Source organism: Acinetobacter sp. YH01008, from assembly GCF_013420435.1.
Classification (GTDB): domain Bacteria; phylum Pseudomonadota; class Gammaproteobacteria; order Pseudomonadales; family Moraxellaceae; genus Acinetobacter; species Acinetobacter pseudolwoffii.
The window spans coordinates 74,383-90,691 of sequence record NZ_VOYD01000005.1 but is presented as its reverse complement, the minus strand read 5'-3'; the positions used below and the strand labels follow the sequence as shown (position 1 = coordinate 90,691).

The window sequence follows — 16,309 nt, the reverse complement described above, 5'->3', positions numbered from 1 at the left end:
AACCTCAGCCTGAATTTATCGTTATTACTGACAAGGTATTGTTGATGAAGCGAATCCTTGCTCCATCTGGATATTTTAAGTTTTAAGCAGGTGGCGTGGTGTATTGATGCATGATGCTGGAAAAATCCAGATGCGCATCCCCTTCCTGACAAAGCTGTTGATAGAGTTTCTGCACCATGCTACCCAGAACCACCGGTTGGTCCACCTGTTGCGCTGCATCGACAGCCAGGCCCAAATCTTTAAGCATCAGCTGTGCTGAAAAACCATCGGTATAACCCCGTGATGACGGTGCATTGGCACAGATATCCGGCCAGGGATTATAGATTTCAGAACTCCAGCAACGTCCGGTGGAACTATTGATTACCCCGGCTAGTGCTTGCGGATCAATTCCCAGTTTGGCCCCAAGTGCCATGCCTTCTGCAACAGCAGTCATGGAAATCCCCAGAATCAGGTTATTACAGATTTTTGCAACCTGTCCTGTTCCCACCGCACCACAATGCACCAGATTTTTGCCCATACAGCCAAGGACCGGTTTTACGGCCTCAAAGGTGGCATCGTCTGCACCCACCATAAAGGTCAAGGTACCGTCTTTGGCGCCCAAAGTCCCGCCAGAGACTGGCGCATCGCAGACGCGAATCTGTCTGGCCTGCGCTGCTGCAGCAACTTCCTGAATGGTTTGCGGGTCAATGGTACTGCTGTCGACACACAAACTGCCCGCCTGAAGCACGTTCAGAATACCGTGCTCACCGAGATAAACTTCACGTACATGCTTGGCTGCAGGTAACATGCTGACCACAAAATCTGCCTGTTTTGCGGCCGCTTGTGGACTGTCACAGACCACACCGCCCGCTTCGGCAAAATGCTGTAAAGCGACTTCACTCAAGTCATAACCAAAAACCTGATGCCCTGCCTTGAGCAGGTTCTGTGCCATCGAGCCGCCCATGTTGCCCAAACCAATAAATGCAATCTTCATGCTGATGCTCCTTAGCGCAGGCTGATGGTGGTATTGACACCTGTGGTTTCCTGATCATCTTCAAACCAGCGGCTGGTAATGGTTTTGGTCTGGGTATAGAACTGCACTGCCTGCTTGCCATAAGGACCTAAATCCCCCAGTTTTGAACCACGCGAACCGGTAAAGCTGAAGAACGGCACAGGTACAGGAATTGGAATGTTAATACCGACCTGACCGATATCAATCTGGTGCTGGAATGTGCGTGCAGTATTGCCATTTTGGGTAAAGAGTCCAACGCCGTTACCGAATGGATTGGCATTAATCAGTGCAATGGCTTGTTCTAAAGTATCAACATGTATGATCGCCAGTACCGGACCGAATACTTCTTCTTGATAAATGCGCATATCGGTCGTGACCTGATTAAAAATCGTTGGTCCGACAAAATTGCCTTTTTCATAGCCTGGAACATTCACATCACGACCATCCAGCAGCAATTCAGCGCCTTGTTCAACGCCACTGTTAATTAAGTCTATGACACGGGCTTTGGCACGGGTCGAAATCACTGGCCCAACATCAGTATTCGGTTCATGCCCGGCATTCACCTTTAAGGTTTTGGTTTTATTAACCAGTTCATCGACCCAGTGCTTGGTGTCCCCGACCATCACGGCCACTGAAAGTGCCATACAACGCTGGCCTGCTGCACCAAATGCTGCACCCACCAAGGCATTCAGGGTTTGTTCTTTATTGGCATCCGGCATCACCACGACATGGTTTTTCGCGCCCATCATCGACTGTACACGTTTACCGTGCTGGCCGGCCAGATTGTAGACATGCGTACCCACAGCGGTTGAACCGACAAAGGAAATGGCTTTGATGTCACGATGGGTACACAGCAGATCCACCACTTCTTTACCGCCATGCACTACATTCAGCACACCAGCAGGTACGCCTGCCTCAATTGCCAGTTCCACCAGCATCATGGTCGATAGCGGATCTTGTTCCGAGGGCTTTAAGACAAAAGTATTGCCGCAGACAATCGCCATCGGGAACATCCACAGTGGAATCATCGCCGGAAAGTTAAACGGCGTAATTCCCGCACAAACACCGAGTGGTTGCTGCAAGGTATAGGTATCGACACCGCGTGCCACACCTTCAACATATTCACCCATTTGTAGTGAACCAATAGAACAGGCATGCTCCACCACTTCTAAGCCACGCTGAATGTCACCTTCGGCATCGGCCAGGGTTTTACCCTGTTCCGCCGTTAAGACTTGGGCAATACTTTTTAAATTGGTACGAATCAGATCCTGCAGTTTTAGCATAATCCGCATACGGGCCTGAATCGGGGTTTGGCGCCAGCTGGCAAAGGCATTTTGTGCGGCAGCAATCGCGGCATTGACTTCTTCTGCAGTTGAAAATGGTACCTGACCCAAAACTTCTTGAGTGGCAGGGTTGATAATATCTTGCCAATGACTGGTTTTTGATTCGACAAATTCACCATTAATCAGGAGTTTTGCAGTGGTGAATCCGGTACTTTGCTGTGGATGATGAATGGCGTTCATGGTCGCTCCGTGCTGGTTTGTTATTGTCGTTGTGTCTGCCTTTACTGGCTGTTTTAAACGTATTATTTTTACGCTGTTTCAGCAGACTAACAAAGAACACTTTGACCACCAATAGAAATTGATGCACGATAGATGTGCAAATATGCACAGGAATTTAACAGGATGTTAAATAGAAGATGAAAGTAGATTGGGATCATTTACGTTTCTTTTTGGTTTTGGCACGTGCTAAAACACTCACCAATGCAGCACGCTTGATTGGGGTGGAACACAGTACCGTGGCACGGCGGATTCAGGCGCTGGAAAATACCCTTGGCACGCAACTGTTTAAACGCGAAGCGACAGGGTATGAGCTGACCTCGGAAGGTCTGGCATTGGTGCCGCGTGTGGAACTGATGGAACAATCCTTTATCCAGATTGACAAACGCAACGATCCCTTGCAAGGCCGGGTGCGGATTGGTGCACCAGAAGGTTTTGGTACGGCATTTTTAGCGCGCTTACTGGCCGAGTTCTCCCAGCACTACCCTTTACTGACCATTGACCTGATTCCGGTGCCGAAAGCGATCAAACTTTCACATCGTGAAGCTGATATTGTAATTGCGATTGACCGGCCCAAATCGGGCCCCTATATCATTACCCGTCTGTCGAATTACTGTCTAAAACTGTATGGCAGTCAGCATTATTTACAGAAAAATCCGCAAATTAAAAAACTGGAAGACCTCAAGCAGCACCGTTTTGTCGATTATATTGATGATCTGGTCTATAGCTCGGCCCTGTATTCGCTGGAACGTTTACCGCTGCAATTGACTGCCTGTTTTCGCAGTAACAGTATTCTGGCCCAGCAAATTGCGGTCAGTGCCGGTGCCGGGCTAGCTATTTTACCGAAATTTTTGGCCCATGATAAAAGCGAACTGCAACAGGTTCTGGGCGATCAGGTCAGTTTTACCCACACTTTCTGGATGCTGACGCTGGTCGATCTGCAACACGAACCGAAAATTAAACTGGTCTGGGATTTTCTGCGTAAACAGGCGGACCTTCAGCAAGACCTATTAATGGGCAGATAATTGCGCTTAAAAAACTGTTCGCTTCATAGATGCAGCCTTAAGTTAATTCAACTCAAACACAAACGTATCGATACAGCAAATGAACGTATCACAACATTCCTGATGCCCGCGACTTGTTAAATTAACAAGTCGCCATTCGCAATATTTAATGAGATACAGGAAAATAATATGAAAATTCTGATCGTTCTGACTTCACATGACACGCTTGGCGATACCGGTAAGAAAACCGGATTCTGGCTGGAAGAACTGGCTGCACCTTACTATAGCTTTGTTGATGCAGGTGCAGAGCTAATTCTGGCTTCTCCTGCGGGTGGCCAGCCGCCTTTAGACCCAAAAAGTAATGAACCGGATGCACAGACTAAAACCACCAAACGTTTTGAAGCAGATGAAGTGGCCATGCAGCAGCTTGCCAATACACATAAATTAAGTGAAGTCTTAAATCAGGATTTTGATGCCGTGTTCTATCCCGGTGGTCATGGTCCCTTATGGGATCTAGCCGAAGACCAGAACTCTTTTCCTTGATTGAGCAGACTTTGCAGGCCAATAAACCTGTGGCATTGGTTTGTCATGCGCCGGGCGTACTTCGTGATGTTAAAGATACTGAAGGTCGCTCGATTGTCGAAGGTAAATCGGTCACCGGTTTCAGTAATAGCGAAGAAGACGGCGTGGCCCTGACCGATATTGTGCCATTTTTAGTTGAAGACATGCTCAAAGAAAAAGCTGGCCAATATTCCAAAGCTGAGGATTGGCAGGTTTATGTCCAAGAAGATGGTCTGCTCATTACCGGACAAAATCCTGCCTCTTCGGCTGCGACAGCTGAAGCTTTATTGAAGTTATTAAAATAACGCGATAAATCAATTTAAGGTTTGGCTTCCCATTTCAATCTATAGCAAAAACTCCTGAATATATTTCAGGAGTTTATCTTTAAAGATCAATTGGCTGAGGCAAGATGACTGGCCAGCAGTTCACGAAGTTTAAACTTCTGGATTTTTCCAGACGGCGTCATTGGAATATCTTCCCAAATCTCCAGGCGTTCTGGAATATATTGCATCGCGAGATTATGGGTTTTTAAAAAGTTGACGATATCATTCAGTTCTAATGGCTGACTTAGATCTTTAAGCTTGATAATCGCACAGGCTCTTTCACCGAGTCGTTCATCGGCATAGGCGACCAGCGCCACGACGGCGATATTCGGATGCTTATACAGCAGAGATTCAATTTCTGCGACCGGAATATTTTCTCCACCGCGAATGATTACATCTTTTTTACGTCCCCATATCCGGATATAGCCTTGCTCATCCTGATAGGCAATATCTCCGGTATCAAACCAGTCATCTGCATCGGTATCATTTAAATGGGCACGTTTTAAATAACCGCCAAAACTTGAACAGGCACGAATCATTAAGCGTCCAGGCTCATTCAGCGGTTTAATTTCTCCCGCCTTATTGACAATTTTAATCTCTACACCGGGAAAAGCAATCCCGTCCGTATTAAAGGAACGCTCATCATCATCTTCAGGTCGTGTGGTGGTAATTGCGCCGCACTCGGTCATGCCCCAAGCAGAAATCACTTTGACCCCCAAAGTTTCCCGTGCTTTTTGCACCAATGAACCTGGAATTGGTGCACCCGCGCATAAGAAAGTTTTCAGGCTGCCAACCTGATCATGCTGTTCTGCAACCGTGGTAGACAGATCATTCAGGAATGGTGTAGAGGCCATGGTAAAACTGACCTGATGCTGGTGAATTAAATCTACTGCCTGTGACACATCCCAGACATCTTGCAACACCACTTTGGCATTCAGTTCAATCGGCATCATCAGACCATACATAAAGCCGGTTTGATGCGCCATGGGTGAAGCCATGAGTACTACATCATTTTCATTTAAATGCAGTCGTTCGGCATAAGGTACAATATTGGAAAATAAGGTATTGGCAGTATGCATTACCCCTTTCGGCTCACCTGTGGTGCCAGAAGTAAAAATCAGCTGGGTAATATCATCGGGTTGAGCTTCAAGCTGATCCAGGCCTGCAATTGCTGCGGAATCCTGCTCAAGCCCATGATTGACCAGGACCCGGTCAAAATTATTCTCTTCAAGACCATTGACCACCACCACATGTTGCAAAGTCTCAATTTTAGTCTTTAAGTGATTTGCCAGCTGTTCATGATCAAAATTACGGAAGTTTTTCGGTACGATAAATACTTTGGCTTCGCCATGTTTCAGCATGAATTCCAGTTCACGCTCCCGAAAAATCGGCATCAAAGGATTTAGTACAGCACCGATGCGACTACAGGCCAGATACAGCAAGGTAAATTCCCACCAGTTCGGCAACTGACACGAGACCACATCATTTTTAGACACGCCCAATTGCTTTAAACCTAAAGCAATTTTATTGGTCATGTTCCAGAGATCCTGATAGCTAAACACTTGCTCCGTTTGATCTTCCACTTTAAAACTGACCAGTGCGGTTTTATCTGGATTCTTGTCGATGGTCTGACGCAGAGAATCAATAATGGTTTTATTTAACCAGTAGCCTTCTTTCAGCATTTTTTCTTTTCTGGAAGCTATAAGAACTGCATCGAATTCCATTCGGTTACTCCTGATTTTAATTATATCGGCCAGGGCTGAGCTTAATATGAGCTAAGCCGGTACCGCTTTGCGTCCTGCTTTTTTACGCGCAATAATGGTTTTCATGATCTGCGCTGTTCCGTCACCAATCTGGAAGCCGAGTACATCGCGCATGCGCTGTTCCATCACACCACGGTCATATCCGGCATGACCAAAGGTCAATAAGCATTGATGAATCACGTCATAGGCCAGTCTTGGCCCCCACCATTTACACATTCCAGCTTCGGAAGTATGTGGCAGATGATTGTCTTTGAGCCATAAGGTTTGCAGACAGAGTAAACGCGCGGCCTCTACCTGAGTTTCATACTCGGCCAATGGATGCGACACGCCTTGAAATGCTGTTAAGGGCTGACCAAAGGCTTCACGTTGCGCCGCATATTCCCAGGCTTCATCCAGACTGACACGTGCCACGGCTAAAACCTGCAAACCAATCAGGGCACGTGAAAAGTCAAAACCTTGCATGACTTGCACAAACCCCTTGTTTTCATCACCCAGACGGTGATTGACTGGAACCCGAACGTTATCAAAGAAAATTGAACCGCGACCAATGGCACGTTGCCCATGACAGTCAAAACGCGTGGTGCTAATGCCAGATAAATTCATGGGAACCAGAAGTGCTGTCACGCCATGTGCGCCGTCCTCATGGGCACCAGTACGGCCAAACACCACCGAAGCATCGGCCTGATCGGCAGCCGAAATCGAAGTCTTTTCGCCATTAATGATATATTCATCGCCGTCACGTTCGATTTTTAAACGCAGGTTGGCAGCATCTGAACCGCCACGCGGCTCGGTCAAGGCAATCGAAAAAATTGCTTCACCGGCGGTCAGTTTCTTCAGCCACGGTTCAACCACTTCGGGTTGACCATGTTCCGCCAGAATCTGGCCATTTAGCGAAGCGAGCAGATTGATATAGGAAAAACTTAAATCCGCTTTGGCTACCGCTTCATGAATAATGCCTGCTGCCAGACGTCCCATGCCTTGGCCGCCATATTGTTCCGGAAGTTCCGGTGCAATAAAGCCCATCTCTCCCATTTTTTTGACCAGATCACGATCAAACACCCGACTTTGATCGCGTTCTAAAAAACCGGGGGCAATATATTTTTGCGCAAACTTTTCAGCAGTTTCTGCTAAAAACTCTAAGTCTTCCGTAATATAAGGATTTTTAGTCATGCTGTATCTTCCTTATTTATAAAATTTACGAAATTCAGGCTGGCGCTTTTCTTTGAGTGCATTGACGCCTTCACGCGATTCTTCCGTGTCGTAATACAGTTTTAGTGCATACATGCCCATGCCGGCAATCCCCGCCTGATGTGCGGTATCCATATTGAAGCTACGTTTGGCAATGGCGATGGCTGTCGGACTACGCTGACAGATTTCTTCGGCCCAAGCCTGTACTTCAGCATCAAGTTGATCGGCAGGTACACATTTATTGGCAAGACCCATTGCAACCGCTTCTTGGCCCGTATAGCGACGGCACATATACCAGATTTCACGGGCTTTTTTCTCACCGACTACACGTGCTAAATATGCTGTGCCATAACCCGGATCGACTGAACCCATTTTCGGGCCCACCTGACCAAAAATGGCATTCTCTGAACAAATGGTCAGATCGCAAATGGTGGCTAATACGTTTCCACCACCTATCGCATAACCTTGTACACGAGCGATCACCGGTTTAGGCACATCACGCATTGCCGTATGTAATTCTTCCATTGGCAAACCAATGGTGCCACGGCCATCATAGTTTCCATCATGCGCGGATTGATCCCCGCCGGTACAGAAAGCACGATCACCGGCGCCAGTCAGTACAATCGCACCGACTTCACGGTCATAGCCGGCCTTGTTTAAGGCTTTGATTAATTCATCACAGGTCGTACCACGAAAGGCATTCATTTTTTCTGGACGGTTAATCGTAATCCATGCCACACCGTTTTTTACTTCGTATAAGATATCTTCAAAAATCATTGTTATTACTTCCTGTATTTCTCTGTCTGACTTTATTTTCCATATTTTCTAGCAGTTTTTGCTTAACCACTCATGGTTAAACCACCCGAAACACTGAGTACTTGTCCAGTAATAAAACTGGCATCATCACTTAAAAAGAAGGCAATCGAAGAGGCTAAATCTTCAGGTTGACCTAAACGACCGAGTGGAATAGCACGAGTGAAAGCCTCACGTAATTTTTCTGGATTCGATGCACCTTCGGTGACACCTGCCAGTAAGGCTGTATCGGTTGGTCCCGGACAAATCACATTAATTTTGATGTTATGACGCGAATGTTCACGTGCCAGTGTTTTGGAGAATGAAAGCAGTCCGCCCTTACATGCGGCATAAACGGCTTCACCCGAAGAACCAACCCGCGCAGCATCAGAAGCAATGTTGACGATACTGCCAGAATTCCGCTCGACCATGCCTTTCAGAACGGCAAAGTGCATATTCAGCATGCCGACCAGATTAATCTGGATCAGCTTTTCCCATTCTTGCGGATTGGTTTTGACAAAAGGTTTGAAAATATCCCAACCGGCATTATTGACCAGACCATCTATCGGGCCAAGCTCGGCTTCTACTTGCTGTACAGCCTGCTCGACCACATCGCGATCGGTAATATCACACTGCACCGCCAAAGCTTGATTATTCTGCTGATTAATGTCCTGAGCCAACTGTTCAGCGGCTGCAATATTCATATCAAAAATCGCAACTTTGGCACCTTCTTCCGCCAGACGGCGACAGGTTGCCGAACCAATTCCACCTGCGCCACCAGTCACAATCACAACCTTGTCTGTTAATCCTTTCATTGCTCATCCCTACGCTATTTTGTTGTCGAATTTAATCGGCTGTTGTTTTAATTCAGTGTGTTTTATCTAAAATAGAAAGAGATTGAATTTATGTCAATATATTTACGTAAAATATTATTTATAAAATATTATTTATATATTTATCATTAACTTAATATTTTTATTTATTCAATGTATTGACCTATATTGGTTTTTGGCTTTAGATTAATTTGAATCCGACTTCACTCTAGGGCCAAATTATGTCTTTTGCATGACAGATAATTTATTCCTTTAAAATTAGGAAGAAAACCTTAGATATTTGGCGAGTGAGCGCAATGGAAGTGAGGAGAAAAAGAGAGATTTCCAAGCCATAAAACTGATTGACTCAGAATTTAAATAGGAAAATTTCTGCAAAAACACTATGATTTTTAAAACAAATTATAATAGAAACTGATTTGTGCGAAAAAGCGATAGGCTATACTCTGCGCGGCTCGGCTGTTTCAGTTTTTAGGATGTCCAATATTGTGAGTGATACTTTGTCAAAAAAATATGATCAATCCTTATATTCTGCTCATAACCGGCTTTTTTTCCGGTTATTTCAGGTGGGCAATAGCCTGGACCGCAAATGCCTCAATGAGCTGAAAATATCTCCAGTACATTGGGCCGTGCTAGGTGCCCTGTCTCGTCCAAAAGTTAAATCAGGAATGTCTTTTTCTGATCTGACTGAATATCTGGGCGTGAGTCGGCAAAACCTGGACGCAGTATTAAAACGTCTGGAACGTGATGGTCTGGTAGAGCGGGTCATTAGTGAACAGGACCGCCGCGCTAAAATTGTTGCGCTGACGGCTGAAGGCTTGGAAACATGGGACAACTTGCAAGCTGATTTCTTTGATTTTTATGGTCAGGCCTTAAATAAACTGGCCTTTGATGATGTGGTTACCCTGATTCATCTGCTCAATAAAGTAAATGATGGTTTGAAAAGTATTCATCTGCATAAAGAAGCAGATCAGGAGTAAACAAATAGAAATTCAGCTTTAATTGAAGAGTATAAAAAAAAGAGCCTGTATTCAGGCTCTTTTTTTGAAGTTGAAATTATGCTTTTTGTGGATCGTATTGACGGTCTTTGATGAATATCCCAGACACTGCCCCACACAAGAAATAAGCTCCACCCATAATCAGGAAGCCTAGGCCAATTGAACCACCACTTTTTTTAAATCTAATGCATTAGATCATTCCTTAGCAGGCTTTTGCACTCGACTGAACAGTACGAGGCAACTCACGGCGTAGAATTTTACCTACCGCAGACTTTGGTAATCCAGGCACAAACTCAATATATTTCGGCAATTTATAACTGGTCAGTTGTTGCTTTAGATAAGTCAAGACTTCATCTTGGGTGAGGCTGGCATCCTGTTTCACAATGAATGCCTTCGGTACCTGTCCAGATTTTTCATCATCAATCCCAATGACAGCACATTCCAGTATTTTAGGATGTTTGGACAGCACGCCTTCCAGCTCATTGGGATAAACATTAAATCCGGAGACCAGAATCATGTCTTTTTTGCGGTCCAGAATGGTGATATAGCCCTGTTCGTCCATACAACCGATATCACCTGTCAGGAAGAATCCATCTTTGGTAAATACCTGTGCTGTTGCTTCCGGTTGCTGCCAGTATCCTTTCATCACCTGTGGACCACGTATGGCGATTTCTCCAGCCTGATTAAGTTCTACAGGTTTTCCTTCATCATTCAGAATCAGAATTTCAGTCCCTGCCAATGGCAAGCCAATCGTGCCACTAAATCGCCGGCTTAAAGGAGGGTTAAAAGTTGCAGTTGGTGAGGTTTCAGAAAGTCCGTAGCCTTCATAAATCTGGCAGCCTGTAACCTCATGCCATAACTCTGCCGTATTTTTCAGAATAGATGCTCCTCCGCCGGTTGTGGTTTTCAGGCTTGAATGATCCAGCTCACGGAAACGTGAATGATGCGCCAAGGCATTAAACATGGTATTCACACCCGGAAAAACGGTCGGTGAATGTTTCTGGTATTGATCTACCAAAGCATCCAGATCTCTCGGATTGGGAATAAGCACATTAGCGAAACCTCGGCTCAGACCATAACTGAACAGGCAGATAGTAAATCCATAAATGTGATACAGCGGCAAGGCACAGAATACATATTCATTTTCAGTGGCATAGCGGTCACCAAAATGGCTGATAAATACGGTACTGTTTTGGGCAATATTAAATAGAATATTACGGTGACTCAGTTCAGCACCTTTAGAAACACCTGTGGTTCCTCCCGTGTATTGCAGAATGACCGTATCTTCCTGATGCTGTACAGGCGGTTCAAACTCAATAATCTCTACCTGATTTATTGCCTGCTTAAAGTCAGAAAACTGTTTTTCTGGATATTGCGCCGTTTGGCTATAAATTGAAACTGACTGATCCTGAATGAAATCAAGTGGATGGGTAGAAATCACATATTTCAGCGCAGGACATTCATCTAATTGATTCAATTGCTCCAAAGTTGAACCCAGAATAATCAAGGCCTCTGCCCCTGAATCCTGTACTTGATGATACAGCTCGCGTTGGGTATACATCGGGTTTACATTGACCAGAATATAACCCGCACGAATAATCGCAAAAGTCGCAATTGGATATTGAATAATATTCGGTAACATCACCGCGATTCGGCTACCGGACGCCAAGCCTAGATTCTGTAGGTAAGTAGCCAGCTTCTGGCTATAAACATCAATCTCCTGATAGCTGAACTTTCGATCCAGATAAAAGAAAGCAGTCTTATCTTTGAACTTAAGTAGATTCTCAGCAATTGTCGTGCTCAAAGTTTTATCAGGGTCAGGCCGGGTAAATTCCGGATTGACGTTCCATTTTTTATATTCTTCCATCCATGGCTGACTGCTCATGACAACACTCCTTTCTTTTAATTTGACTCTATTTTGTATGTTGAAACTCTGAAGTTCCGATTATTCCTGATTGATCTTTACACCACTTTCTGCTGCATTGCTTTGATGTACTGGTAGTGATAACCGCTGCGAATAAAATGCTGGTTTTTGTCTCTGAATGAATGCGCATAATCTGGCCAGACCAAAGTCAGCTTGCGACTCAGCGGGTCCAGATACCAGCTTTTACAGCTTTCTGATAACCAGACACTGCCTTGGGAAAGCTGCTGTAACTCCTGCATATAGGCATTTTCAGCATCTTGATCAGCTTCAAAGACCTGAATCTGTTCTTGTTCAAAAAACTGCAAGGCGTCCAGTACCAAATCAAACTGGGTTTCCAGGAAATAAAGTGCTGAGTTATGCCCACTTCCGGTATTTGGACCATTCAGAATAAACAAGTTTGGAAAGTTATGGACGGTCGTAGATTGATAACCCTGCATACCACTAGACCATTGCTGCTCCAGGCTTAAACCCTGTTTACCTACCACCTTTGCCGCATAGGGTGGACGTGCCGCTTCAAACCCGGTGGCGAATACGATGATATCTGCAGGGAATTCATTGCCGGACTTACTGATTACACCGTCTTTCGTAATTTCAGCCAAAGCTGAATTTTCAAGCGTGACATTGGGTTTTAGAAAAGTCGGATAATAATCATTGGACAGCAATAAACGCTTGCAGCCCGGTTCATAATTCGGTGTGAGTTTCTGCTGTAATTCAGGATCTGAAATCTGATGTTTTAAAAATTGCAGACAATTTTTCTTGACCCGCTCGATCTGGCTTTTCAGATTACGGCGCTGGGCAAAATTGTATTCATTACCCCAGAACAAGGAATGTCTTAACGCTGACATGCTGTCCGGATCTTTGCGGAAGAGCTGTTTTTCTGACTCAGAATAAGGTCGGTCTGGTCGCGGCAAAATATACGGTGCACTGCGTTGCAATACGGTCAGACTTTTTGCTGTTTTGGCAATTTCCGGTACAAGCTGGATAGCAGAAGCCCCTGAACCTACGACAACGACGCGCTGATTATCCAGATTAACTTCGTGATTCCAGCGTGCAGAATGCATCACCTGACCTTGGAATTCTTCTAGTCCCGGAATTTGCGGGAGATGTTCATCTGCCAGATGCCCAGTAGCGGTAATTAAAAATTCCGCTTCATAAACACCTTTAGAGGTCTGAATATTCCAGCTACGTTTTTCGGTATTCCAGCTGGCTTTTTCGAGTTGAGTCTGAAAATCAATATGTGGCCGGATATTTTCCTGATCACAGCATTGAATCAAATAGCGCTGAATTTCTGCCCCTTGCGGAAAGACACGTGACCAGTTGGGATTTTTAATAAACGAGAAAGAATATAAATGTGACGGTACATCACAGGCGACTCCGGGATAAGTATTATCCCGCCATGTGCCACCTACTTCTGCTGCACGTTCAATGATTTTAAAATCGTGAATGCCCTGCTGTTTAAGACGGATCGCCATTCCTAGGCCACCAAAACCGCTACCTACAATTAAAATCTTGCTGCGCTGTCCTTGAGCTTGCATTATTTTTCTCCTTATTTAAGGCATCATGGGCTGGATTTTTTGATTCGCCGGATACTGCTCTGGATGCTGGCTAAACAGGTTGATCAATTGCACCACTTCCGCTGGTGCTTCGATATGGATCGCATGCCCTGAAGAAATTTCGATATAACGACTATTCTGAATCGAAGCAAACAGTAATTTGGCTTGGGCTAATGGCACCATACGATCTTCACGACAGGCCACGATCAAGGTCTCAGCAGAGATGTCCAGCAAAATGGCGGTGATATCAATGCAATAATTCAGTTCACGCTGTTTGGCTGCATCTTGAGAAGGTTTTACAAAGCGTGCCAGATCGAGCACTTGTTTTTCAGTTCGAGCAGACAGGTAATCATCGCTATACAGGCAATAATTGACAAAATGTGGTAAGGTTGCGGATTGATCGTTAAATAGCTGTTGCCAGATCGTGGTTCGTAGTTGTTGCACCGAACTGGTTTTTGCCCAACCTGCTAACAGAATCAAACGTGCCACGCGTTGTTTAAGACTCGCGGCTACTTGTGCAGCGATCACGGCACCAAGTGAATAACCCACCACAGTAATTACTTCATCTTCTTCAACTGCATGCTGGATCAGTGCTTCAACTTGCTGGCTAAAATCAGCCACTGCCAGATCGGCTTTATCTGGGGTATGCAAATCAATGGATAAAACCCGCTGATGAATACCGAGCATGGGAAAAATATAACTGAAATGTTTGTCGGTATTTCCACCTGTGCCATGGATCAGAATGATGGTGGGATATGAGGATTTCTGTCCGACTTCATGATAAGTCAGTTGTTGATCACCATAAGGACATTGTCGCGTAATCGTGTCTAAATCCATATAGACTCCTGATCTTGTTGTTTTATGGCCGATGCAATACTGAAAAGTACCCATCGATATCGAGTTTTGTGCAGGATAAAAAAAGTAGTAAGAAAAAAAGACCCACGATCGAGAGATTGATCGTGGGTAAAAGAATTAATCGAATTTAAACTCTTCAGGAGTCAGCAGGAACAGGCTCTCACCACCGGCCTGGATATTGGCAACGTGAGTTGAAGTTCTTGGCAGAATCCGGGCAAAGAAGAATTGCGCAGTTTTAATCTTCGCTGCATAGAACGGATCAGTATTGCCTTCTTCAATCTTTTGCTGAGCCGTAATCGCCATTTTCAGCCATAAATACGAAGACACTACATAACCAGAGAAATATAGGTAATCGACAGATGCCGCACCGATTTCATTGGCAGACTGTTGTGCCTGCGCCTGAATCGTTTTGGTTAATTCTAGCCATTGCTCAGTCAACTGGCTCACTTGTGCAACTTGCTGGTTAAACTGGGCATGTTGCTGATGCTCTTTCACAAAGCCCTGAATCTCATCGGTTAAGGCAGTCAACAAACCTAGTTTTGAACCCAGCACTTTACGCGCCAATAAGTCGATTGATTGAATTTCAGTAGTACCTTCATACAGACTGGCAATACGTGCATCACGGGCAATCTGTTCCATGCCATGTTCAGCAATATAGCCGTGTCCACCAAAAACCTGCATACCATGTTTGGCCGCTTCTACACCTGTTTCGGTCATTAATGCTTTAGCAATTGGGGTTAATAATGCCAGACGGTCTTCAGCTGCTTTCTTTTCTTCCGGGCTGTCAGTGGCTTCAGCAATATCGGCATAGGTCGCCAGATAATATGCAAGTGCACGTGAACCTTCTGCAAACACCTTTTGAGTCAGAAGCATGTTACGTACTGCCGGATGTACGATAATCGGATCTGCAGGCTGGCCTGGCGCTTTTGCACCTTCAAGTGAACGCATCGCCAGACGGTCTTTGGCATAAGCCAATGCCCCCTGATAAGAAGATTCTGCTGCTGCCAAGCCTTGAATGGCTGTACCAATACGTGCCGAGTTCATAAAGGTAAACATGCAGTTCAGGCCGCGGTTTTCAGGCCCGATCAGAAAACCTTTGGCATTGTCAAAATTCAGTACACAAGTCGCATTCCCGTGAATCCCCATTTTGTGTTCAAGCGCGCTGCAGACCACGCCATTACGCGAAGCCACATTGCCCGCTTCATCCAAATTGTATTTCGGCACGATAAACAGCGAAATACCTTTGGTACCGGCAGGCGCATCGGGTAAACGTGCCAGTACGATATGCACAATATTTTCAGCCAGGTCATGTTCACCGGCAGATATAAAGATTTTCTCACCGCTGATGCTATAACTGCCATCTTCATTTGGCACTGCTTTGGTACGGATTAATCCCAGATCTGAACCAGCATGCGATTCGGTTAAACACATGGTTCCAGTCCAGCGGCCGGCAATTAAAGGCACCAGAAATTTCTGTTTTTGCTCATCGCTTCCGTGGTGTTCCAGAGTGCGCATAGCACCGTGTGATAGGCCCGGATACATGCCCCAAGACCAGTTGGTCGCGGTAATAATTTCTGAAATCGCGATACGGTATAAAGTCGGGAAGCCTTGGCCGCCATATTTTTCATCACCGGTTAATGAGGTAAAGCCAAGTTCCACATATTTATCATAAGCCGCTTTAAAACCATCTGGTGTGGTTACCACGCCATCTTGTAAACGGCAACCCTGCTGATCGCCTGTGGCATTAATCGGTAGCAGTTCGTTTTGGCAAAAATCGGCAGCGACTTCCAGATATTGCTCCATAATATCCATCGATACTTTGTCTGCGAACCTGGTATAGCCCTGATATTTCTGTTCCACATTGAGCAGGTCTTTCAGCACAAACGTCATGTCTTTTAATGGCGCAATATAATTTCTCATCGTAATTCCCTTGCATGAGTTTTTAATTTGTATATTTATGACTTAAAA

Annotated in this window: 12 protein-coding genes and 1 pseudogene; 3 read left to right on the top strand and 10 right to left on the bottom strand. The window is 45.2% G+C overall.

What is annotated here, in order from left to right; genetic code table 11:
• Positions 1 to 82: 82 nt before the first annotated feature.
• Positions 83 to 973 carry a 3-hydroxyisobutyrate dehydrogenase gene (gene mmsB, locus FTT75_RS05175; protein WP_180186003.1) on the bottom strand — a complete coding sequence of 297 codons (891 nt, stop codon included), beginning with the start codon at positions 971 to 973 and terminating at the stop codon, positions 83 to 85.
• A gap of 11 nt (positions 974 to 984) precedes the next feature.
• Positions 985 to 2,514 carry a CoA-acylating methylmalonate-semialdehyde dehydrogenase gene (locus tag FTT75_RS05170; protein WP_180186002.1) on the bottom strand — a complete coding sequence of 510 codons (1,530 nt, stop codon included), beginning with the start codon at positions 2,512 to 2,514 and terminating at the stop codon, positions 985 to 987.
• A gap of 176 nt (positions 2,515 to 2,690) precedes the next feature.
• Here FTT75_RS05170 and FTT75_RS05165 point away from each other — a divergent pair, with 176 nt between their 5' ends.
• Together FTT75_RS05165 and FTT75_RS05160 are read left to right on the top strand one after the other, a co-directional pair.
• Positions 2,691 to 3,575, top strand: coding sequence for a LysR family transcriptional regulator (locus FTT75_RS05165; RefSeq protein ID WP_005096883.1), 885 nt, complete (start codon positions 2,691 to 2,693; stop codon positions 3,573 to 3,575).
• Positions 3,576 to 3,743: 168 nt separating this feature from the next.
• Positions 3,744 to 4,420, top strand: a pseudogene (locus tag FTT75_RS05160) (type 1 glutamine amidotransferase domain-containing protein).
• An 86-nt stretch (positions 4,421 to 4,506) separates the two neighbouring features.
• On the opposite strand, the gene aliA reads toward FTT75_RS05160, so the two are convergent.
• The 4 genes from aliA to FTT75_RS05140 all read right to left on the bottom strand — a co-directional run bounded on the left by aliA (position 4,507) and on the right by FTT75_RS05140 (position 8,996).
• Complete coding sequence (aliA, locus tag FTT75_RS05155; protein WP_180186001.1) at positions 4,507 to 6,162, bottom strand: cyclohexanecarboxylate-CoA ligase; 1,656 nt, start codon at positions 6,160 to 6,162, stop codon at positions 4,507 to 4,509.
• A 51-nt stretch (positions 6,163 to 6,213) separates the two neighbouring features.
• Positions 6,214 to 7,371, bottom strand: coding sequence for a cyclohexanecarboxyl-CoA dehydrogenase (aliB, locus tag FTT75_RS05150; RefSeq protein ID WP_180186000.1), 1,158 nt, complete (start codon positions 7,369 to 7,371; stop codon positions 6,214 to 6,216).
• A gap of 12 nt (positions 7,372 to 7,383) precedes the next feature.
• A complete protein-coding gene (gene badI, locus FTT75_RS05145) occupies positions 7,384 to 8,166 on the bottom strand; it encodes a 2-ketocyclohexanecarboxyl-CoA hydrolase (RefSeq protein ID WP_159138123.1) in 783 nt (260 codons plus the stop codon).
• Between the two features lie 62 nt (positions 8,167 to 8,228).
• A complete protein-coding gene (locus FTT75_RS05140) occupies positions 8,229 to 8,996 on the bottom strand; it encodes a glucose 1-dehydrogenase (protein WP_180185999.1) in 768 nt (255 codons plus the stop codon).
• Between the two features lie 503 nt (positions 8,997 to 9,499).
• On the opposite strand from FTT75_RS05140, the gene FTT75_RS05135 reads away from it, so the two are divergent.
• A complete protein-coding gene (locus tag FTT75_RS05135; protein ID WP_064101545.1) occupies positions 9,500 to 9,991 on the top strand; it encodes a MarR family winged helix-turn-helix transcriptional regulator in 492 nt (163 codons plus the stop codon).
• Positions 9,992 to 10,211: 220 nt separating this feature from the next.
• Here FTT75_RS05135 and FTT75_RS05130 read toward each other — a convergent pair whose 3' ends face one another.
• The 4 genes from FTT75_RS05130 to FTT75_RS05115 form a co-directional block, all read right to left on the bottom strand.
• The gene (locus FTT75_RS05130) at positions 10,212 to 11,894 is read right to left on the bottom strand and encodes an AMP-binding protein (RefSeq protein ID WP_180185998.1); all 1,683 of its coding nucleotides are present in this window, start codon (positions 11,892 to 11,894) and stop codon (positions 10,212 to 10,214) included.
• Positions 11,895 to 11,971: 77 nt separating this feature from the next.
• Positions 11,972 to 13,468, bottom strand: coding sequence for an NAD(P)/FAD-dependent oxidoreductase (locus tag FTT75_RS05125; protein WP_180185997.1), 1,497 nt, complete (start codon positions 13,466 to 13,468; stop codon positions 11,972 to 11,974).
• A 15-nt stretch (positions 13,469 to 13,483) separates the two neighbouring features.
• A complete protein-coding gene (locus FTT75_RS05120; protein ID WP_180185996.1) occupies positions 13,484 to 14,323 on the bottom strand; it encodes an alpha/beta fold hydrolase in 840 nt (279 codons plus the stop codon).
• Between the two features lie 135 nt (positions 14,324 to 14,458).
• Positions 14,459 to 16,261 carry an acyl-CoA dehydrogenase C-terminal domain-containing protein gene (locus FTT75_RS05115; protein WP_180185995.1) on the bottom strand — a complete coding sequence of 601 codons (1,803 nt, stop codon included), beginning with the start codon at positions 16,259 to 16,261 and terminating at the stop codon, positions 14,459 to 14,461.
• Positions 16,262 to 16,309: the final 48 nt, after the last annotated feature.